This window comes from Chryseobacterium fluminis (assembly GCF_026314945.1).
Taxonomy (GTDB): Bacteria; Bacteroidota; Bacteroidia; order Flavobacteriales; family Weeksellaceae; genus Chryseobacterium; species Chryseobacterium fluminis.
In genome coordinates this window covers 2,379,387-2,399,936 of the sequence record NZ_CP111121.1, presented here as the reverse complement: position 1 = coordinate 2,399,936, position 20,550 = coordinate 2,379,387, and the positions used below count along the sequence as shown (strand labels likewise).

The window sequence follows — 20,550 nt, the reverse complement described above, 5'->3', positions numbered from 1 at the left end:
ACAATCAATGATTTTTTCATAGATTTCTTTTTATAAATATTAGAGTAAATTTGTTATCAATAATATGCTGTATATCTTATGAAAGATCAATTTTCCGACATTATTCAAATTATAAAGAAAGCTCGAAATAATGCTGTAAAGGCTGTGAATTCAGAATTGATAAATCTCTATTGGAATGTTGGAGCATACATCAGCCAAAAGATAGAAATCAGCGAATGGGGACAAGCTGTTGTAAAAGATTTATCAGAGTTTATTATTAAAACTGAGCCTGAAATCAAAGGTTTTTCTGATAAGAACCTGTGGAGGATGAAACAGTTTTATGAAACTTATAAAGATTCTCCAAAACTCTCACCATTGGTGAGAGAAATTAGCTGGAGCCATAATATGATTATTTTTTCTCGGTGTAAAACATCGGAAGAGCAAGAATTTTATCTCAAAATAACTAAACAAGAGGGCTACAGTAAGAGAGAATTAGAACGACAGATTTCTGCGAGTCTGTTTGAAAGATCCATGATCGGTCATTCGGCACTCTCACCAGCATTGAGAGAAATGGATTCAAAACTTATAAATGCTTTCAAAGATAGTTATGTTTTTGATTTCTTAAACTTACCAGATATCCATTCTGAAAATGATTTACAGAAAGGTTTAATCAAACAAATGAAAGATTTCATCCTCGAACTAGGCAGAGATTTTCTGTTTGTCGGAGAAGAATATAGAATTCAAGTAGGTTCTTCGGACTTCTATATTGATTTACTTTTTTATCATCGAGGATTACAGTGTCTAGTCGCTTTCGAACTAAAAGCAGATAAATTTAAACCCGAACATTTGGGACAGCTTAATTTTTACCTTGAAGCACTTGACCGAGATGTGAAAAAGATCAATGAAAATCCAAGCATTGGAATTTTATTATGTAAAGACAAGGATAATGAGGTTGTAGAATATGCTTTGAGCAGAAGCCTTTCTCCTACGATGGTTTCGGAATATAAAACCCAGCTCCCGGATAAAAAAATACTTCAACAAAAACTACATGAATTACTTGAACATTAATAGACTAAATATTCAGCAAACTCTATTTTCATAGATTAAATATCAGAATGTTTGATGCATTATATAAACTTAAAATGTAAAAGTCTCAAAAAACGATATGCTCGTTGACGGGATTAAATACCCAACAACACAGCCACAATAAACTTATCGAGCTTGCAAAAGAGATATTGTCGACAACAGATTTGTCAGTCGCTGAGATTACCTATCAATTAGGTTTTGAATATCCGCAGTCATTCAGCAGGTTGTTTAAAACTAAAACGTCTATGACTCCGGCTCAGTTCAGGCAATCATTTAATTACCAAATTTAGAAATAATATCAAAAAGCGATTCAGGTTTAAAGCTAAATCCTGAATTGCCTTTAAATAAATAAGCTGACTTTCTATTTTACGACCGTCGCTTCAAATTCCACTTTCAGTGTTTCAAAAAGTGTTTTAACTTCCATCACAGTGGTTGCCTGCTGCATTTGATGTTTAGAAATCCAATTTTGAAGAACATCAAAATTTTTGAATAGCTCACTATGCTCCGTAGTAAAGACATTAAGTCGGACAATATTTTTCACTTCAAAATCTGCCTGAAGAATAACCTTTTCTAAATTTTCCAATGCTTTTTCAATTTGAATTCTCATATCGGCCTCACTTGAAATACCATAATTGTCAATCGCTGTCTGACCAGACACGTAAAGCGTACTCTGCACATTTTTCACTTCTACAGCCTGAACATAATTCCTTGCATCCTGCCATTCCCAAGGGTTGATAACTCTCTTTTCCATATATTTTTTTTTAACAATGGAACAAAGTTCGGTGATCAAAGGCTGGATTTTGTGTGATGTTTGTCACAATTATTGGTGCTCCGAGAAAAAACGGCTTAGTGTTTCCCTTGAAATTCCCAGATAGAGAGCCAATGTAGTTTTGGGGATTCTTTGCAGTAATGCGGGATAATATTTAAGAAAATGCTCGTACCGGTGCTGAGCGGTCAATGTTATTAAAGATACGACCCTTCGTTGATTGGAAATATGACCGTTTACTGCCTTATGAAGAAAAAAACTGGCCATAACAGGAATTTCATTAAGGATTTGATGGTAATGACTGTAAGATATTTTCAAGATTTCAGTTTTTTCGATGCACTGCAAAACTTGTGATGCTTTTGTCTGCGTATAAAACGCCTTGTAATCACTTTCCCACCAATCTTCCATTGCGAAAGAGATGATATGCTCATTCGCATCACTATCCGTAACATAGAGCTTTACAAGGCCTGATACAATAAAATATAAATGTTTTACTTCGTCATTCTCACGAATGATGAAATCCTTTTTTCCAAAAGTTTCTTTAACAAAAAAAGACATCACTTTTTCCAAATCTTTTTCGGAAATTTGAACGGTTTTTCTTATATGTTCGGCTAATATATCCAATTCTTGTATTTTATAAAGTTGTCCATGGGAGCTTGGTAAAGCGAGACTAAATTTAAGACAAATAATAGGATTAATTCCTATCTGCTTTTTAGTAGCCGACTTCTAATTTTTTTTTTCAATCATTTCTAAATTGTTCAATTTAATAAAACCAGACATAGGAGCAAGCCTCGACAATATTTCGTAACTTGTTATACACCCAACGCAATTTCCCACAGTGGCGTAATTTCTACATTATAAAGTTACCCCGTTACCTAAATGTTACAGTTACTTTTTGATACTTTGTTACCTGTTTTAATAAAACGTTGATACATTTGCAGGGATAAAATTATCGTTCTTTAAAAATATAAATTTACAATAATTAAATAAGACCTTAAAAAAATGGAACAATTTACATTAGTCATCAAGTTTACCGCAAAACCAGACAATTACAAACAATTTAAAAAAGCCCTTGAAGACCTTTTTGAAACGGTGAGCCAACAGGAAAATTTCGTTCACGCAACTATTCATCAGAATATTCAAAAAGCCGAAGAATTTTTTGTTTATGAAGTATGGAATGAGGACATTGAGCATTTTATGAATGTCACTCTCAAGCAACCTTACGTTTTGGAATGGGAACAATTGTTATTGGATTTGGAAATAGAACGTGAACCATCGGTCTACCAGTCTTTTGCGAAATTTAAAAAATAAAAAAGCGTCTCAAAAATAACTTTGAGACGTTTTTTTAAATAGTCACTGCGTTGTAATGGATAATAAAGATTTACTAGAATAAAATAAGAGATAAATAATATATGATTAGAATTTATTATAAATTCATAACTAAACGTTTTGATAGTGTAGCAAATTAAAATGCATTTACTATTTAGTAAATGCATTTTAACTTTTGTAAATCTTACGTTTAGATAAAATGATATTTTATAATTAGTTTTAGCAACATTAAAAAACTTAAGTCTCAAAAAGCGATGGATCTATTACTTACGCCATCAGAATAGCCATCTATCCAGATTGACAATTAGTAGAAACAATTTTATTCAATCCTGTTTGCTGATAAGCGCAGATATGTGAGTAAAGTACTAGGAGTTTATAAGCAAAGTGGGAATTAAAGTGGGGTATTTTTGATTTCAATGAAGTTGCACAGAAAAAATTTCATAAAAGTTTTCAACCTAATTGCAGAAGGTTTGGAGTGTATATTAAAATTAAATTCTCTATAATTAGTATCTTTCATCATTGATAACTTTAGATTTAGACGTAATAACTTTATGTTCCAAGTTGTCATATTAAAAATATACGATGAACAAACTACTATCATTTCTATTTGCCCTAGCCAACACGTTCGCTATTTCTCAAAATATGAACAATTCAGAAAGCCCGGTATATTTGATACTTGACAAAACTGCAGAAGTGCTTCTTAAAAATTCTAAAGCTTATTCGGTCTCCATCGGTATTGTAAAAGACGGAAAAGTTTACACCAAACATTATGGCGAAATAGACAAAGGAAAAGCTAACAAAGCCGACAACAATACATATTTCGAAATCGCTTCTGTCACAAAAGTAATGACAGGTTACCTGCTTGCTCAAACTGTTATGGAAAAGAAAGTGAAACCGGATGACGACATTAGAAAATTTCTGAAAGAGGATTATTCCAATCTGGAATACAATGGAAAACCAATCACTATCAAAGATTTAATTTCTTATCAATCTGCAATTCCAAGCGTTTTACCTGACGACAGAGAGATTATGAAGACTTTTGATGACAACACGACATTCAAATTGGTAGAATTGACTAAAAACTATACTAAATCAGATTTTTTGCTTGACCTGAAAAAAGTAAAACTAGACACGATTCCTGGAACAAAATACCTGTACAGTAATCCAAGTCTAGAAATGGCTGGATTGATGCTTGAGAATATTTATGGAAAGCCTTTTGAAAAATTATTAAAAGAAAATCTCTGGTCAAAACTGAAAATGAACCAGACAAAATTTGCATTGGATCCTAAAGAAAAGTTAGCGAACGGCTATAATACAAACCATGTTCTGATGCCTAATTTCAATAGTCAGTTGTGGGGCTCATCTGGCCTTCAGACAAAATCGACTTTAGGAGATTTAATGAAATTCCTCAAATTTGAATTGGAAGGCCAAAACAAGACGGTGCAAGAATCACAACGAAATATCACAAACAGTAATCAAAATTGGTACGGCTATTTTTGGGACAATATCTATGTATCAGAGTTGGGGAAATATGCCTTCAAACACGGAGGTGCTTATGGCAATCAAGTGATGTTTTCTATATTTCCGGAGCAGAATCTGGGTGTATGCTTAATGGTCAATATCAGCGGACCGGAAACCGGCGAAATTCTAAGCAACTCCACTTTTGACATTGCCAATGATTTACTGCTTGATTATCAAAATAAAAACATCTACGGTTATAGATTAACGGATGACAAAGTTATTTTCAGTTATAAACACGATAAAAAGTTAGACGTTGACTTGATAAAGAGCGTTTCAATTCCTGGCTTATTCAATGATTGGAATTCAGAAAATAAATCATTTCAAATGATCAGAAAAGACAAAAATACATTTGAACTTGAAATTCCCAGATCACAATTTGAGAAAGGAAAAGAATACCAATTCAAGTTTGTAATTAATAAATTCAGATGGATATCAGCGCCTAAATATGCTTTAAATGCAGATCAATCACAGGATAAAAACTTGGTGTTAAAAATTGATTAAACACGATAAGTATTATCACATTTATGTATTATGATAAATTTAAAATTATACAAAAAATTTAACAATCAAAACAAAATCTATCAAAATGTAGGATTTCATATATTTGGGGTAAACTATAACTAAGAAACTTATGTCATATTACTCAGTTGAAGAGCTAGCTCTAAAAGATGACTCAGAAGAAGAACAAATAAGAACTCGTAAAATATTTGAAGATTTAAAATTAAGAGGATTAAGAGGAGAAAAATTATTAGAACGTGAGAAAGAATTTCTATGCACATTGTTAAAATTAACTTTATATAAAGACGATGGTAGACCAGAAGATTTTAGCATTTGTAATGATTTTATTTTTAGAGAACTTTATCTAACATATTTTCATAACGATTTAGCAGGTCCATTTTATAAAGCAAAAAGAGGGAAAGTAGTTGAAGTTGAAGATAAAGAAAAGTTTAAAGATTTAAAAACACTCCAAGTCATATCTGATAAATGGCAAAAGGAACTTGCAATTGAAAATCATAAAGATCAAATTTTACAAGAATTATCAGCGGAAACAAGAAAAGATTTAAAAGCTCTCGACAAAAAATATCCCAAATTGCTTCGCAGATTTAAGAAAAAGCAAGATGATTATAGATTACAGAAAGATAAATTGATTTTACAATCAAAATTCATTTATTTATTGACAAAAAGTGTAATGGAAGATTATCATCAAGCTGATTTTGAAATTCCTTTTTCGGGAGAAATTTTAGAGTTTACTTCTTACTCATTGATACACATTACTAATAGACATTATGCCCAACATATAAAAAATAATGATACTAAAACATATCATTATAAAAACTTCTTACCAAAAGAGCTCCATTTAAATTTAAAATTAATTCTGGTAGAAATTGATAAGCTCAATGTCATTGATATTTCACTGACAAATAATATAATCTTTGTTTATGAAGGTGTATTTTATCATTTATGGATTGAGAAAAAAACTAAACAAGTCAAAGGAAAGAGCAATGTTTTATTTAATAGGATTCAGTCATTTTATCCTATTTATGATAAAAATAAGTTAAGAGAAATAGAAAATGAATATACTTTAGTTACTGTTAGTCCAAAATTAGATGTATTCAAAAGGAGCTAGATTTAATTAATAATATTTTAACTCGTTTGTTTGCCTGATTTAAAATTTAAAAGATATCTGATTCTTCTCATTATTCAGAGCTTGACAAAATCGATACAAAAAAATATTATTGAATATTTGAAATAATCTCACAAAACGATCGGCTATAAATGAAAACCTATCTCAAAAGAAATTATCAATCCACCAGTTTATTCCCTATAAATCAAAAAATTTTAGGATGGAACTTATTGCCAATAGAAGGAAAAGGTTTAGTTGCAAAATTTACCGGAAGCGATAGATATGCGCATATAGAATTAATTATGCAGAAATCCGATATTGATTATGGATCTGAGGTTTTATGGAACATAAGTGAAAATCAAATTCCTTACAACTTTGGACACAGGTCAATTGTAGATGAAACGTTAACATTTTTTACAAATTATGTTTCAGGAATAAAAGGAAAAACAACTTTTCTGAAATTTGAAATAACAAATATTGGAATTCATTTTTTGGACACTCGACCAGAACACTTTGAAGAAGCTACGATGAAAGCTATAGTTAATTGTTTTGACAAAACTATCAATCCGTTTAATGGTGATTTAGCCGCAAGAATTTCAAAACAGACTTTGGAATATAGTCGCCAACATAAGCTTGGATTTTTAAAAAATGAAATAATAGAATCACTTAAGATTGATAATATTTCAGAAATTTTTGCAAAAATCTTCAGTAGCGAGAATATAGATTTACGAATGCTTAATGGAGCTAATTTTAATGTTTATATGAATGATAGTTTCGAAAAAAGAAAAGTATTGTTAGAGACATCAGATATAGAAACCTTAAAAAAATTTGATGCCATAAATGATTGGGAAAGTATTACGGATATTGGAAAGGCTCATATTGCAAAAATTTTAAAAGACCAATACGATATGAGTTACCATTTCAATATTAAATTTGAAGATTTTAATAAATGAGGAAAATCCCTAAAACTGCCTAACAGTGCTTTTGCAAAATTGCTGTTGTAGTGCTTGTCAGAACGTGCTTTTCCATAACTTCGTTTAATCTAGCCGAGCGAACTCAGTTTCAATTTCCGCAACTCCCGCAAAGCCAAAGGACTTTGCTATTGCTATTAAATCTCACAAAACGATATTCACTTTGAGTACATTTGAATGTTAGCATCAATTTAATGAAAGAACCTACAATACATAATGAAGATCCTAATCTTGAGCACAATCTTTTGGACACCAACTATCTAAAATATAAAGGGAAGCTTTTTACAGGAACTCTTTTATATGATGATACCAATCCCGTTTCTTATATCGAATATACAAATGGCGATTATGATGGAGATAATGTATCATACCATAACAATGGACAAGTAGCTGCAAAGAGTAAATATAAAGAAGGAAAATTCATATCTGGTGAAGAATGGTATGACAATGGGCAATCACGTTATAACTCTGATAAGGGAAATATTATTTTTGATAAAGATGGAATAATAACAAAAGAAAATAATGTCTGGTATTATAAGAATGGAAAAGTAAGGCTAATAACAGAAGATACAACAACTAAAATTTATTCTGAAAGAGGTAATTTAGTAATATTAATTGAGCCAAGTGAAGGGGTTATTAACAGCTATCCAACATCCAGAATAACATACTATCATAAAATTCTGAAAGAAGAATACAAAAATTTGACTGAACATATTTATTTGTATCCTGAAGACAACTTTAATTTCAGAAATAGTATTTTTATTTTTTTAAATTCCTGGATAATAGAACTTTATAGAGCCAATTTAAAGAAAGAAGCTTTACAATTAATTAATATGATGATTAATGATAGTGAAGAAAGACTCAAAGAAAATCTTCATTACAGAATTCAAAGTCTTGAACAGAATTTTGTTCATAACTCAAAGATTTTTATAAAACGTCTTATCAATAGGGAATTTGATGATAGTAATCCAAAAATTAATAATAAACTATCAATAATTATTTTAGCTGATGATGTATGAAACTACAAATCAAAGATTTAATTTTGTTTTAAATGAGTCTCAAAAAACGATAGATGAAAGTCCATAAATGTACCTCTTTTTATGATTATTGGAAAGGGAAGGGTAGGTTATCAATTACGCTAAATATTATAAGTAATTTTAGTTTAAAAGTCTATATTTACCATTTTTAACATTAACCATGTCTCTGTTATGGCAAAGTTACTCTGGTCAGTCATTTTAACGGTACAATCCATTACCCTGATCAATGCTCAGATTAAACCTTCTCAGATTGATAGTCTGATCAAAGCTTATGTTACGATCAATAAATTTAATGGTTCGGCACTTATTATAAAAGGAGGTAAAATCTTTTTTGAAGGAGAATGTGGATATCAGAATGTATCTTCAAAACAGCCCATCACAAGGCAGAGTATATTTCCAATCGGTTCATTATCAAAATCATTTACGGCGCTGGTTATTTTAAAGCTGGCTGAAGAAAATATATTGTCTGTAGAAGACCCGATCAGTAGATATATATCAGGCTATCCTAATGGGGACCGCATTAAAATCAAACACCTGCTGACAAACACCGGAGGTATTTATGAAAAATTTAGAAATCCTGAATTTTATTCCAAGCTTGCTTCTGCTCGTATCTACAGTCAGGACGAAAAAATGGCGTTTTTCAAAAATCAGCCCTTGGATTTTGCACCTGGAACGCAGTTCAGTTATTCAAATTCGGGTTTTGATCTCTTAGGAATCATTATCGAAGACGTCACCAGGTCATCGTATGCGGATGCTGTAGATCAATATATTTTTAAGCCACTAAAAATGACTGATAGTGGATTTGACTTTCCAAATCTTCAAAATAAAAACAAGGTAAATACGTATTCTTTTATTTCCCCATCCAAATATACGCCGGCCGGGCCCTGGAATGCCAGCTTGACTTTCTCATCGGGCGGTTTGTACAGTACTATTGGAGATCTCCATAAGTTTTACAATGGATTAAAACATTTTAAGATGATCAGTGAAAAAGTTTTCCAGCAGGCAGTTACCCCTTATCTTGGAGGCTACGGATATGGATGGTTTATTGATCAGATTGAAGGTGAAAGAGTTATTGATCATGGAGGGAATATTGAAGGGGCTACCAGTTATTTTTTAATGAATCCTGAGCTAGATATCTGTATCATACTTTTGAACAATATCACATCAACCTCTTTAGAAAAAATAGGAAATACGATGTATAGGGCTTTACGGGACAAACCGTATTCTATTCCACAACCCAAACAGACGATTCAGTTAGAAGACCATGTCCTTCAAAAGTACACTGGTATTTTTAAGGCTTCTGAAAAATACCAGGTTACCGTGTTGAAAAAGTCAGGTCAGTTATTCATCCGGATCAATGATGAAGGTCCAATACCTTTTTCAGCAGAGAAGGAAAATGTTTTTTATACGAAGGACGCAGATATCGTCTTGGAATTTATATCAACAAACAACAGGGTTACCCAATTAAAAATTATACAAGGACTATCGACAAAAATAGCTGATAAACTTTTGACGATGGATCAGAAGGAATAATAAAGAATGTTATTCGCTCAATACGTCTCACAAAATGATGATTCTGAGATGCTCAAAGAAATGATGCGTATAATTTAATTACCACATAAATTTTTATATTAGTTACATGAAAAGTTCTACGAAACTATTATGGATTAGATTATCGCAATGCGTAAAGTCAAAAGTTACCTTCCATAAATAATTCAACCTTTTAGTATAAAATTAGCAAAACAAAAAAATGGCAAATAAATATTTCGGAATTTTTTTTTTCATAAACTTTTTTTCTATTTCAATCTTTGCTCAGCAGGTTGACAAATCAAATTCAGTTAAAAGAAGTGAAGCGTCTACTGATTTATATAATGAAATCTTTTCGGCAGATAATTCTTTATTTAATGCCTTCAATAATTGTGATACATTGTCCTACAAAAAATTCTTTACTGAAGATCTTGAGTTTTATCACGACAAAGGTGGATTGACTGTTTCACTTAAAAACGAGCTACAATCATTTACGGATAATTGCAAAACAAATTTACATTTACGACGGGAACTTATAAAAAGTAGTTTAGAAGTTTATCCAATTAAAGATTACGGAGCTATTGAAATTGGAATGCATCGTTTTTATCACAGAACGAAAGAAGGAATGGAGAAACTTGGCGGAACGTATAAATTTGTTCATGTTTGGCAGAAGAAAAATGAAGGGTGGAAGCTATCAAGAGTAGTCAGTTATGGACATGACTGAAAAAAATAACTGCAGGTAAAATGGTATAGCCAAACGGGGCTGAACGGCTTCGATTAGACATTTCTGCAAGGTTCAACTTTTGTACTTCGATTAATCTTCTGTGTTAAAAATCACCGCTCTTAGCAATACCGAATATCATAGATGAAATTGAATCTCAAAAAACGATTAATAGTTGCTTGCAATTTATGAAAGCAATTGCTGAATGTTTGGAGTATTTTATTATATCAGGTCCATCATTTTTACTGGATAACGATCCGATGTCCCCTAACCTGACGATAAAGTAAATTTTGTAATTTTGGTAAATGATAGAAAGACCACAGTTCAATCAGGAGCTTTACAGTTCCATCGCTAAAATTATTATTGATGCAAAAACCCAAGTTTACAGAAGCAGCAATACGATATTGCTGAAAATGTATTGGGAGATTGGAAAGCTTATCATTGAAGATGAGCAGGACGGTAAGTTCCGGGCTAAGTATGGTAAATCAGTTTTGAGAAACCTTGCTGAACAAATATCATTGGAATTTGGGAAAGGTTTTAATGAGAGGAATCTTAATAATATGCGGGCTTTTTTCATAGCATTTCCAATTTGGAACGCAGTGCGTACCGAATTAAGCTGGACCCATTACAGAATAATCTCCAGAGTTGAAAATCCTGAGCATAGAGTACAATATATAGAACATTCGATTGAAGGAAACTGGAATACCAGGACACTTCAAAGAAATATTGACAGTCAGTATTTAGGAAGATTACTGAAATTACCAAGACAGGAAAGCAAAGAGGTATCCAATTTTATAAAAGATCCATATATCTTTGAATTCTTAGGTCTTCCGTCAGACATAGCACAGACTGAAACCCAAATAGAATCGGCTTTAATAACGCATCTTCAAAAGTTCTTGATGGAGTTGGGAAAAGGATTTGCCTTTGTGGCGAGGCAACAGCATATTGTTACTGATACCTCCGATTTTTTTGTGGATCTTATATTTTATAACTATTATCTGAAGTGCTTTGTACTTGTTGATCTGAAGACCCATAAGCTTACCCATGAAGCGATAGGTCAAATGGACATGTATGTAAGGATGTATAATGACCTTAAGAAGGGAGCAGATGACAACCCTACGATAGGAATTATCTTATGTACCGAAAAAGATGAAACGGTTGTAAAGTACTCTGTAATGTCAGACAATGAGAAGTTATTTGCAAGTAAATATAGAACATATTTACCTGACGAAGGAGAATTGAAACAGCTGATCGAAGCAGATAGAGTAAAATTTCAATTGGACAATCAAGATTAAATATAGAACTGTTTTAAAATCTCAAAAAACGATTATTAAACCATATGATAAAGCCTTTAATAACAGTATTCTTATTTCTATTTCTAATAAACTGTACGAGCCAAAAAAGAGATGAAGAACAGATTACAGAGACTGTTCAAAAATTTTGGTCAGCTGTTCGGGATGACAACGAGGAAAAATATCTTTCGCTAATAGACAATAGTGAGGGGGATCTTAAATTAGCTATGTTAGATCAATTACATTTTCTTCATCGAAATTATAATAAAATTAATAAAGAAATAGAAAAACAAGGCATTCAAATCAAAAATACAAATGAGTTAGGTCCCCAAAAGGCGGTAGAATATACTTTTAATAAACCTGCTACAGATGTAATACCATTGTCAGTACAGCTATTCTTTTTTAAGCCGCAAGGTTACCAAACTATTTTTAATGTAAGAATATTAGGCAATTTGCCAGCTTGGGAGAATTAATGTTAGCTGATCTCACAAAACGATATTTAACCTGCGTTCTTGCCCTCTTTATCTATGGGAATGTTACACTTTATGATTATGATATTATTTAGGATCTATTCATCCTAATATTTGTAGTAATCTTGTTAAAGTAGATTTGCATACTATTTATTTTTTTGTTTATTTTGCAAAAACTAATATTAAACCTATGAAAACAAAATTCATGAGTAGTGCATTACTTATTGCACTACTGTTTACTTCATGTACTAATCAAGAAGATTTTTCAAATCAGGAAATCACAAATCTACCAACATCCTCAAAATTGACTGCAAAGGTAAATAATACGGAGAATGTTGAAAATTTCATCACCTTATCTAATAAAACTGCAGCGTCATATAAACGAATGCTATTTTACATTACTGAGAATGCAACTAGTAATGAGTTAGATGATATTAATAAGGCTGTTGAAGACTATTACAAAAATGTTGATACCAATTTTATTGATTCATCAGAAAAAATATCATTCTTAACTGCTAATAATATTAATCCGGAATTTAAAATTACAGGTGAAATAGGAAATATTTTCTCGAGAAATACTGACATTGATGGATTAATAGATGATTTAAAAATTTATCTTTCAACATTAGAAAAGTCTCAAAATTTCAATGAAGATGATCATATTACAGCTAATATGTTATTAAGCCTGGCAGAATATGTAGATGAAAACCCAAATGATAGATTTGGTCTAATTTCTCACAACGAAAACATATCCTTAAGAAGTAGAAAGAAATGTGCCGTTGGAGTAATTGGGGCTGCTGGAGTAGCTGCTTTTTCCGGTTGTATTATGGGAGGAAACTCCGGTCTCATAGCGGGACTTCATGGAGCTGCAGCAGGTTGTGTTCTTGGAGGAATGGTTGGATTTATAGGAGGTGCTTTGTCTGCATATGGTTCATTAGCGGCTTGTAACTAAAGGATAAATGGCTCTCTAATCTCTAATAATAATTGTAATTTCATTTATAATTAGACATACAATTAATGTCCCAAAATTAAAATAGAGATGTCGTCGACCAGTGTCGGTGCATCAATGGAGGATATCAAACTAACTTTTTAATAGCACTAAAAAAATTATGAAAATAAAAACTAATATTTATAATATTTTACTTATCTTATCTTTGACTGTATTCATTTCTTGTAATGAAGAACATTTCAATGTCGAAAATGATTTGCAAACAAATAATGTTGATTATTTTAATCGTGAATCTACTGAACGTGAAAATTCTGATTCTGAATATATTAGTGGAGTTAAGATGTTTTCAAGAAACTATAAGGATATGCTTATTTATATTACTGAAAATGCAGAAAGTAATGATGTAGATGATTTAAATAAAAGCATTTTAGATTTTATAGATAAAAGACCAAATTTTGTAGATCCTTCACTAGAAATTAACTTCCTTCAAGATCCTCATGATCTAAATTCCTCGACAGATAACTTATCTCAAAACCTAAATTTTATAACTAATCATTATAGTTCAAATTATGACGAGATGGCTTTAAAATTAGAAGAGTACACTGTTGAATTAGAACAAGAAAAAAGCCTTAATAGAAGAGAATATTTAAATGCAAACTTAGTTTTAAGTATCGTTCAATATATTAATGAGAATGATAACAATAGGTTTGGTTTTTACACAACAACTGGCAAATCTAAAAGAGCTTGCCTAGCGAATGTAATTGGAGCTGGTGTGCTTGGAGCAGGAATAGGTTGTTGGGGCGGAGTAAAAGCTGGTGCTTGGTTTGGACTACAATCTGCAGCTGCAGGTTGTGCCATCGGAGCTGCTTTTATGGGAGTGTCTTCCGCACTTGCTGCATACGGTACAAATGCAAATTGCTAAAAATTTAAGAGTACTATTCTACAAACATAGAATGATTTAATACTTAGTAAATGACTTTTATTAAATTCATACTTGAAAAACACCCGAATAATTTGAAGGAAGGCATAACAATTTTTTTCCTCTTTTCATTTCATATAGTACTTAATACATGGTTAAACAGCCATTGCTGTTACTGCAAAAAAAATTAAATAGCAATATAAAAATAATGCCTACATTTTGTAGGCATTATTTTATTTGTTTAAGCGGTAATGCCTTTCAATGTTGAGGGCTAAAGAAATTACGAATCCTCTAATAACTATCCATAATAAAATTTCGTTAATTTCACCATTTTACGGATTTCCATAAACAGTCAACTGCAATATTTATTACTTTGCAAATAATATATACCATATAAAAAATGATTAAAGTTAACATCCATTAGAACAATGCAATACACAACAGGAGATCCTTATCAATAGTTTGCATGATGATCAGAAAGATTTTCATTCCTTATTATTTTTCATGGAAATGACTCTTACCACTACTATAATTTGAATATTGACCTATACAAGAAGATTATGAGGAATTGCTGCAAGGCTTAGGAGGTAACTTTAAAATTGAGATGGAAAAGCAAGGATTTGACTATTGTAAGAGCATATTATCCTTTGCTCGCTATGTTAGAGAAGAAAGGGATATCGGATTGGACGACTTTCTTTTAAATATGATGGGGCTAGAAGACTACGAAAAGTACCATAATTTAGTTGGATCTAATACCAGAAAATGATTAATCTTATAAAATGATAATTCAGCAAAAATGGGTAAAGAAAAAAAAATAGGCTACAGTTCTCCACTGAGATTTTATTGGGACGAACTCTATAAAAATCAAAAAAAACTTACTCCTGAATTTTCGGATGATATTATTTTCTCATTATTGAGATACAATATCCTATACTCTCCTCTTTTACCAGGTGAAAGCTTTGAAAAAAGAGATTTATTAATAACTGGCTTAGAATTATGGTTACGAGATTCTAAAGAAGATCTCCTGCATATTTTCTTTTTAGAAAAATATTTACAGGAATTTCTTGAGAACACCAATCTATCAGATATAGACGGAATAAGAAAATATCTTTATGATAATGGTGAAAAGAAACAAATTAGTTACACTAAAATAAAAGGACATACAAATTGCGTTTATTATTCTTTTGGATTACATATTCCTAATGAAAAAAACGGTTATGCTTTTGCCTTGACTTTATTTGAAAATAATACTTTAGAATTATATTTCTCGCATGGTAAAAATAATGGTGTTATGTCAGACATATTTTATAAGGATTTAAATAATAAACATGACTTACAGGCAATTACATTATCAAAAATGTTCCGGCTGGCTATCAACACAATTGCATATATGAAATGTTTTCCCGAATGTGTAACAGATGGTGTTCCTAAAATTTCATTTCCGAGAGGTGAAGATAGATCAGATAATAATGTAGTTTTTAAAATGTCCGATAAAATTTATGATGAAAGGAGCTATCAAATTTCTAAAATACCACACTTCAGAAAAGGATATTTTAGATTACTAAATTCTGATTATTATACTCATAAAAAAGGGCAATTAATTTATATTTCTGAAACCATGGTAAAAGGAAAAGCTAAAACTGTTTCAAAATCTGACAATATCGAAAAATTCGGATCGTAGTTCAGTCTCAAAAAAGATCAATTCAGACCTTTGGAAATATCTTTTACTAATAAACTACTAAACAAGATTAAATTTACTATTGCATAGCAATAATACAAGAAATATTATTTTGAAAATGGGAATAACATTAAAGACACATAAAATGCTTTGGGCGCGTTCAGCTAATCGATGTGCTTTACCTTCTTGTAGAAGAGTATTAGTGGAAAATGAGACAGAAACTGACGATGCTTCAATAGTTGGTGATGAAGCACATATAGTAGCAAGAGAGAATGATGGTCCGCGAGGTATATCTGATTTGACACCTGAACAACGGGACAAATATGATAATCTGATTTTAATGTGTAAAGTACATCATAAACAAATTGATGATCAAGAAATGAAATATACTGTAGAAGTACTTCACCGAATGAAACTAGAACACATTGATTGGGTAAATAAAAATTTGAACCCAAACATTGATAAACAAAAATATGATGATATTTATGCAACATATTTCGAAAAATGGATGGAACTAGCGGATATTGATAATTGGAAAAATTGGTCATCTTATATTCTTGGTAATGGTCAACCATCTATTTCGGCAGAAACTCTATATAAACTTCAAGAATTAAACGAATATATTTTTTCTCGAGTTTGGCCAAAACGTTACGAACAAATAGAATTTGCTTTTAAGAATTTTAGATTAGTACTAAGTGACTTTATAAATGTATTTTCAAAATACAAAGAACCAGAGGAGAATGAAGATTATAAATATTATACAACTGAAAAATTTTATAGACGATTACAAGAATGGAACGTTGAAAAACATTCAGTATTAGCTGCTAAGTATGAATATCATGTTGATTTAGTACAAGATTTAATGATTGAATTAACAGGCTATGCAAATTATATTTGCGATATGATACGTAAATATTTTTCGAGTTTTTTTAGAATTGATAAAGGTGCCATATTAATCAGCTATGGGCCAGAGATGTATCTAAATTGGAAAACTTTAAGAATTGAACTTGATCAGTAGGTGAAAAATCAGTTCTTTATCAAGGTTTAAGAAGATTTATGACAGATCGAGAAAAAAATATTTATCATTTTGGTGACGGAGAAAGTGAAGATTATTTTCCTATTAAACTGGATTAATAATATCAAAAAACGATCATTTAAGAAAAGGATACGAGCTTTATGTACGGCGATTAGACCGATTGGGAAGAAGTTTAAAACATATTATTGATTTGGTGCTAAGCTTAAACGAACAAGGGGTTATTATAAAAGGTCTTACCGATGGTGTAGATACATCTACTATCAATGGACGTCTTTTTCTTAACCTAATGGCTTCGTTGGCTGAATATGAAAGAGAATTGATCAGAGAAAGAACTAATGCGGGATTACAATCGGCAAGAGCCAGAGGAAGGACGGGCGGACGACTAAAAGGATTTACAAACGAAACTATTTCAAAATTATTAATCATGAGGTCGGTTTATAAAGATACTACGAAAACACCGGAAGAAATTTATAAGCCACTTGGTTTGACAAGAGCAACTTTCTACCGTTATGCTAAAATCCTTGATAGCCATACAAATGAGGAAATATAAAAAATGACAATTAATAAAAATAAGTGATAATAAATTTTGAAATGTTATAACAAAGTTATAACTTTGGATTATGAAAACAAAAGTTAGAAAAATAGGTAACTCCTTTGGTATTATAATAGGAAGAAAAATCCTTGATCAGGTTGCTGTAGATAAAGAGGTCTCTTTGACTGTTGAGGATTCTAAAATTATAATAGAAGCTGTTAAGAGTAATAATCCCCGGGAACACTGGGAAGAAATGTTATTAAAAGCTAACTCTTTAGAAGATAAAGAGCTTTTAGAAGATTTTGAAAATGAGTTTGATAAATCGGAATGGACATGGTAAAAAGATTTGAAATATATTTTATTGATCTTAATCCTACGATAGGAAGCGAAATAAGTAAGATAAGACCCTGTGTAATTGTCTCACCAAATGAGATGAATAACGCTTTAAATACTGTAATCATTGCCCCTCTTACTTCTACTATAAAAAATTATCCTATGAGGGTTAATTGCAAGGTAGATGGTAAGAATGGGCAGGTTGCATTAGATCATCTGAGATCTATTGATAAAAGAAGGTTAAAGGCCAAGCTTACAAGTCTTGATAAACCTACCCAAGATGAAATTATAGAGACTTTACTCAATATGTTTTCTTAAAAAGAATACTCTCAAAAAACGATAAAATAATGAATAAACTAATGGACAAAATACAACTACATGAAATTTTTTTTCAAAGAAGTCATTCCTATTATATAGAGCAATTAAAATATTATGAACAAGGAAAAAAGTTCAGGTTTAGTTATTCAGCTTTAATATTTGGTATTTTGTGGTTTCTGTATAGAAAAATGTATTTGGAATTTTTTATTATTTTCTTTGTTTTTTATCTGGGAACAATTTTTGAAAATTTAGTTTTGACAAAACTTATTGGAATTGAGAAAACAAAAGTTGTACATTTCTCGGTTACTATTCTTCTTTTAATAACTTTAGGAATTATTGGAAATAATTTATATATCAAAAAAGCGAAAAGAACTTTAAGAAATGCTGAAGAAAAATTTCCCGAAATCGAAAATCAAAAAGAGTATATTTTTAAAAAAGGTGGAACAAGCTATATTTATGTAATAATTTTACTAGTTTTATTTATTCTTGCAATATTCATTAGTTAAAAACATCTGATAATAAGAATTTTCGTTAGGTGGACTGAAGCGCAAAGCTAAACGGCATTTTTTCAATTGGATTTTGCGATAATTTCCTATTGTATTCAATTTACCGTCCGAACAGACAGCTTGAAGTATGAAAATCAGTCTCAAAAAAATGATAGCAGTAAGCAAGAAAACTAAAATTAAACTTCTGTTGATGGTAAGGAGTATTATGGTGCGTATTGAGTATTATAATAAAATGGGAGGCAATGATTAACTCTTATTTTTATTACTTTTATATAATACAATGTAAGAGCAGTGGTGAAATCTACATGTCCAAATTCAATTTTCATCCGAGTTTATAAAGAATTAGATTAAAACTTGTAATAAATATGATTACTATAAAAATCAGACGCGAAAAAATGAATGCTGTATTTATGAAACATCATTTGAAAGGTCTGCCCTTTGATGCGGTGATTCATCATTTCAGCAAAAAAGATCCAAATGAACACATACATGATCATCCATTCAGTTTTACAACTCATATTTTAAAAGGCAGTTATGTTGAACGCATTTATGAAATCCACAAAGATGGAAGCTATACTTCCTCTTTATACCATAGGATCGAAGGAACGTCTCATTTTGTTCCGGCCAATACAATCCATGAGATTATTGAACTTCCGGAGGAGGAATGCTTTACTCTTATAAGACCCGGGGAAGAGAAAAGGAGACTTATTTCTATAGATTCGAAGAAGGTAAGGTTTTTACTAGAAAATGGAACCAACGTAAATTTAGGGAATTAATTCCATGAATGAATAGATTATAATTTAGCCGTGCGAAGAGCTATTGAAGAAAATTCGAATATAACTACCGAAGACTTAGTTATGAATGTAAGTGCATCTTGTTGGGAATTTCATGCTTAGGCAGTTGCTGGATTTGAAAGGTTCCTGAAAACCGAAATCTGCCATTTGATATATACTGAAAGCTTCTTTAAGAAAAATTCGTTAAAAAATTCTCATAATTAATGCTGGCTGGACTGTAGATATTCAAAAAATGATTATAAAGCTAATTGAAATGGTTGGAACTATTTAATATACATTTGTACAAACTTTAAAAAAGACTATGGGTAAGGTGATACCATTGATCACGCTTATAAATAAATTTATAGATGAAAAAGCATTACGGGAATAATTAAATCATTATGAAGGCTGTAATTTTTGATATGGATGGTCTGCTGATCGATTCCGAACCTTTTTGGCAATCTGCCGAAAAAGAAGTTTTTGGATCTTTAGGAATCGAGGTGACTGAGGTTCACTCATCCGTGACAAGTCGGATGACTACAAAGGAAGTAACAGAATATTGGTTCCGTCTTAAGCCATGGGAGGATATCAGTATACCCGATATTGAGATGAAGGTTATAAAAAGGGTTGGAGAGCATATAGGTCTCCACGGAAAAATAATGCCCGGAGTCATGGAGACCCTGGTTTATTTCAAGAAAGCAGGTTATAAAATCGGCCTTGCTACTAACGCTCCCGCTATTCTTATTCCCAAAGTATTAAAAAAGTTGAATATTGAATCTTACTTTGATGCTGTGCTTTCGGCTGAGTCTGTCGCTAAAGGAAAACCTGCACCTGATATATATGTTCAAATGGCTTCAGACTTGTCGATTGATGCTGCGCGATGTATCGTATTTGAAGATTCAAAATCAGGGATGTCTGCTGCTATAGCTGCCGGAATGACGGTGGTTGCTGTTCCTGCCAGAAAACAATATGATGATGTTGAATTTGATGCTGCGCACCTTAAAATCGGAAGTCTTCTCGATCTTACCGAAGATCATATTCACGACTTAAATCATAGAGGATACTATAATCTGAAATAGAACTCATATTAATAGGCAGGAACAGGGGGAGGACTTGAAATTTTCCAATACTTATAATAGCAATTGAGTTAATTATCACGATATAGATCTTCATGCAAATGCCG

The 20,550-nt window shown here is 31.4% G+C and carries 22 protein-coding genes and 1 pseudogene; 21 read left to right on the top strand and 2 right to left on the bottom strand.

The features are described 5' to 3' along the window. The first annotated feature begins 78 nt into the window (after positions 1-78). Together ODZ84_RS10980 and ODZ84_RS23435 are read left to right on the top strand one after the other, a co-directional pair. Positions 79-1,047 (top strand): PDDEXK nuclease domain-containing protein, encoded by a 969-nt coding sequence (locus ODZ84_RS10980; RefSeq protein WP_266177126.1) that lies wholly within the window; start codon positions 79-81, stop codon positions 1,045-1,047. Between the two features lie 101 nt (positions 1,048-1,148). Beyond that, a pseudogene (locus tag ODZ84_RS23435) lies at positions 1,149-1,355 on the top strand (helix-turn-helix domain-containing protein); the annotation flags it as partial. 71 nt (positions 1,356-1,426) lie between these two features. Here ODZ84_RS23435 and ODZ84_RS10970 read toward each other — a convergent pair. Together ODZ84_RS10970 and ODZ84_RS10965 are read right to left on the bottom strand one after the other, a co-directional pair. Further along, the gene (locus tag ODZ84_RS10970; protein WP_266177124.1) at positions 1,427-1,816 is read right to left on the bottom strand and encodes a RidA family protein; all 390 of its coding nucleotides are present in this window, start codon (positions 1,814-1,816) and stop codon (positions 1,427-1,429) included. Between the two features lie 69 nt (positions 1,817-1,885). Further along, positions 1,886-2,455, bottom strand: coding sequence for a Crp/Fnr family transcriptional regulator (locus ODZ84_RS10965; protein WP_266177123.1), 570 nt, complete (start codon positions 2,453-2,455; stop codon positions 1,886-1,888). 378 nt (positions 2,456-2,833) lie between these two features. On the opposite strand from ODZ84_RS10965, the gene ODZ84_RS10960 reads away from it, so the two are divergent. From ODZ84_RS10960 to hxpB, 19 genes are all read left to right on the top strand, one after another. Next, positions 2,834-3,142: a putative quinol monooxygenase gene (locus ODZ84_RS10960; RefSeq protein WP_266177121.1), complete on the top strand. Its 309-nt coding sequence runs from the start codon at positions 2,834-2,836 to the stop codon at positions 3,140-3,142. Between the two features lie 600 nt (positions 3,143-3,742). Continuing rightward, complete coding sequence (locus ODZ84_RS10955; RefSeq protein WP_266177119.1) at positions 3,743-5,182, top strand: serine hydrolase; 1,440 nt, start codon at positions 3,743-3,745, stop codon at positions 5,180-5,182. Between the two features lie 130 nt (positions 5,183-5,312). After that, positions 5,313-6,308 (top strand): hypothetical protein, encoded by a 996-nt coding sequence (locus ODZ84_RS10950; RefSeq protein ID WP_266177118.1) that lies wholly within the window; start codon positions 5,313-5,315, stop codon positions 6,306-6,308. A gap of 149 nt (positions 6,309-6,457) precedes the next feature. Next, positions 6,458-7,258 (top strand): hypothetical protein, encoded by an 801-nt coding sequence (locus tag ODZ84_RS10945; protein ID WP_266177116.1) that lies wholly within the window; start codon positions 6,458-6,460, stop codon positions 7,256-7,258. A 212-nt stretch (positions 7,259-7,470) separates the two neighbouring features. Then, complete coding sequence (locus tag ODZ84_RS10940; RefSeq protein WP_266177114.1) at positions 7,471-8,295, top strand: toxin-antitoxin system YwqK family antitoxin; 825 nt, start codon at positions 7,471-7,473, stop codon at positions 8,293-8,295. A gap of 189 nt (positions 8,296-8,484) precedes the next feature. Further along, positions 8,485-9,846: a serine hydrolase domain-containing protein gene (locus ODZ84_RS10935; protein WP_266177113.1), complete on the top strand. Its 1,362-nt coding sequence runs from the start codon at positions 8,485-8,487 to the stop codon at positions 9,844-9,846. Between the two features lie 217 nt (positions 9,847-10,063). Further along, positions 10,064-10,564 (top strand): nuclear transport factor 2 family protein, encoded by a 501-nt coding sequence (locus tag ODZ84_RS10930; RefSeq protein ID WP_266177112.1) that lies wholly within the window; start codon positions 10,064-10,066, stop codon positions 10,562-10,564. Positions 10,565-10,866: 302 nt separating this feature from the next. After that, positions 10,867-11,856, top strand: coding sequence for a PDDEXK nuclease domain-containing protein (locus ODZ84_RS10925; RefSeq protein ID WP_266177110.1), 990 nt, complete (start codon positions 10,867-10,869; stop codon positions 11,854-11,856). A gap of 44 nt (positions 11,857-11,900) precedes the next feature. Then, a complete protein-coding gene (locus ODZ84_RS10920; RefSeq protein ID WP_266177108.1) occupies positions 11,901-12,326 on the top strand; it encodes a hypothetical protein in 426 nt (141 codons plus the stop codon). 187 nt (positions 12,327-12,513) lie between these two features. Continuing rightward, positions 12,514-13,275: a hypothetical protein gene (locus tag ODZ84_RS10915; RefSeq protein WP_266177107.1), complete on the top strand. Its 762-nt coding sequence runs from the start codon at positions 12,514-12,516 to the stop codon at positions 13,273-13,275. Between the two features lie 157 nt (positions 13,276-13,432). Further along, positions 13,433-14,194, top strand: coding sequence for a hypothetical protein (locus tag ODZ84_RS10910; protein ID WP_266177106.1), 762 nt, complete (start codon positions 13,433-13,435; stop codon positions 14,192-14,194). A gap of 793 nt (positions 14,195-14,987) precedes the next feature. Beyond that, positions 14,988-15,872 (top strand): hypothetical protein, encoded by an 885-nt coding sequence (locus tag ODZ84_RS10905; protein ID WP_266177105.1) that lies wholly within the window; start codon positions 14,988-14,990, stop codon positions 15,870-15,872. A 115-nt stretch (positions 15,873-15,987) separates the two neighbouring features. Beyond that, entirely contained in the window at positions 15,988-16,887 is a 900-nt protein-coding gene (locus tag ODZ84_RS10900; RefSeq protein ID WP_266177103.1) for a hypothetical protein, read from the top strand. Positions 16,888-17,002: 115 nt separating this feature from the next. Then, positions 17,003-17,455: a recombinase family protein gene (locus tag ODZ84_RS10895; protein WP_323136935.1), complete on the top strand. Its 453-nt coding sequence runs from the start codon at positions 17,003-17,005 to the stop codon at positions 17,453-17,455. Between the two features lie 70 nt (positions 17,456-17,525). Further along, entirely contained in the window at positions 17,526-17,777 is a 252-nt protein-coding gene (locus tag ODZ84_RS10890; protein ID WP_266177101.1) for an AbrB/MazE/SpoVT family DNA-binding domain-containing protein, read from the top strand. Further along, the gene (locus tag ODZ84_RS10885) at positions 17,765-18,088 is read left to right on the top strand and encodes a type II toxin-antitoxin system PemK/MazF family toxin (RefSeq protein ID WP_323136925.1); all 324 of its coding nucleotides are present in this window, start codon (positions 17,765-17,767) and stop codon (positions 18,086-18,088) included. The genes ODZ84_RS10890 and ODZ84_RS10885 overlap by 13 nt, the downstream gene beginning before the upstream one ends. 41 nt (positions 18,089-18,129) lie before the next feature. After that, positions 18,130-18,594 carry a DUF2628 domain-containing protein gene (locus ODZ84_RS10880; protein WP_266177098.1) on the top strand — a complete coding sequence of 155 codons (465 nt, stop codon included), beginning with the start codon at positions 18,130-18,132 and terminating at the stop codon, positions 18,592-18,594. Between the two features lie 365 nt (positions 18,595-18,959). Beyond that, a complete protein-coding gene (locus ODZ84_RS10875) occupies positions 18,960-19,370 on the top strand; it encodes a hypothetical protein (RefSeq protein ID WP_266177097.1) in 411 nt (136 codons plus the stop codon). Positions 19,371-19,768: 398 nt separating this feature from the next. Continuing rightward, complete coding sequence (hxpB, locus tag ODZ84_RS10870; RefSeq protein WP_266177096.1) at positions 19,769-20,446, top strand: hexitol phosphatase HxpB; 678 nt, start codon at positions 19,769-19,771, stop codon at positions 20,444-20,446. Positions 20,447-20,550 lie beyond the last annotated feature (104 nt).

Bases quoted from the DNA above. Each gene is read 5' to 3' on its own strand.
- ODZ84_RS10880 (WP_266177098.1), top strand. From the start codon at position 18,130: ATGGACAAAATACAACTACATGAAATTTTTTTTCAAAGAAGTCATTCC.
- ODZ84_RS10890 (WP_266177101.1), top strand. From the start codon at position 17,526: ATGAAAACAAAAGTTAGAAAAATAGGTAACTCCTTTGGTATTATAATA.
- ODZ84_RS10920 (WP_266177108.1), top strand. From the start codon at position 11,901: ATGATAAAGCCTTTAATAACAGTATTCTTATTTCTATTTCTAATAAAC.
- ODZ84_RS10950 (WP_266177118.1), top strand. From the start codon at position 5,313: ATGTCATATTACTCAGTTGAAGAGCTAGCTCTAAAAGATGACTCAGAA.
- ODZ84_RS10905 (WP_266177105.1), top strand. From the start codon at position 14,988: ATGGGTAAAGAAAAAAAAATAGGCTACAGTTCTCCACTGAGATTTTAT.
- ODZ84_RS10935 (WP_266177113.1), top strand. From the start codon at position 8,485: ATGGCAAAGTTACTCTGGTCAGTCATTTTAACGGTACAATCCATTACC.
- ODZ84_RS10960 (WP_266177121.1), top strand. From the start codon at position 2,834: ATGGAACAATTTACATTAGTCATCAAGTTTACCGCAAAACCAGACAAT.
- ODZ84_RS10970 (WP_266177124.1), bottom strand. From the start codon at position 1,816: ATGGAAAAGAGAGTTATCAACCCTTGGGAATGGCAGGATGCAAGGAAT.
- ODZ84_RS10955 (WP_266177119.1), top strand. From the start codon at position 3,743: ATGAACAAACTACTATCATTTCTATTTGCCCTAGCCAACACGTTCGCT.
- ODZ84_RS10940 (WP_266177114.1), top strand. From the start codon at position 7,471: ATGAAAGAACCTACAATACATAATGAAGATCCTAATCTTGAGCACAAT.
- ODZ84_RS10925 (WP_266177110.1), top strand. From the start codon at position 10,867: ATGATAGAAAGACCACAGTTCAATCAGGAGCTTTACAGTTCCATCGCT.
- ODZ84_RS10980 (WP_266177126.1), top strand. From the start codon at position 79: ATGAAAGATCAATTTTCCGACATTATTCAAATTATAAAGAAAGCTCGA.
- ODZ84_RS10875 (WP_266177097.1), top strand. From the start codon at position 18,960: ATGATTACTATAAAAATCAGACGCGAAAAAATGAATGCTGTATTTATG.
- ODZ84_RS10915 (WP_266177107.1), top strand. From the start codon at position 12,514: ATGAAAACAAAATTCATGAGTAGTGCATTACTTATTGCACTACTGTTT.
- ODZ84_RS10945 (WP_266177116.1), top strand. From the start codon at position 6,458: ATGAAAACCTATCTCAAAAGAAATTATCAATCCACCAGTTTATTCCCT.
- ODZ84_RS10885 (WP_323136925.1), top strand. From the start codon at position 17,765: ATGGACATGGTAAAAAGATTTGAAATATATTTTATTGATCTTAATCCT.
- ODZ84_RS10910 (WP_266177106.1), top strand. From the start codon at position 13,433: ATGAAAATAAAAACTAATATTTATAATATTTTACTTATCTTATCTTTG.
- hxpB (WP_266177096.1), top strand. From the start codon at position 19,769: ATGAAGGCTGTAATTTTTGATATGGATGGTCTGCTGATCGATTCCGAA.
- ODZ84_RS10930 (WP_266177112.1), top strand. From the start codon at position 10,064: ATGGCAAATAAATATTTCGGAATTTTTTTTTTCATAAACTTTTTTTCT.
- ODZ84_RS10900 (WP_266177103.1), top strand. From the start codon at position 15,988: ATGGGAATAACATTAAAGACACATAAAATGCTTTGGGCGCGTTCAGCT.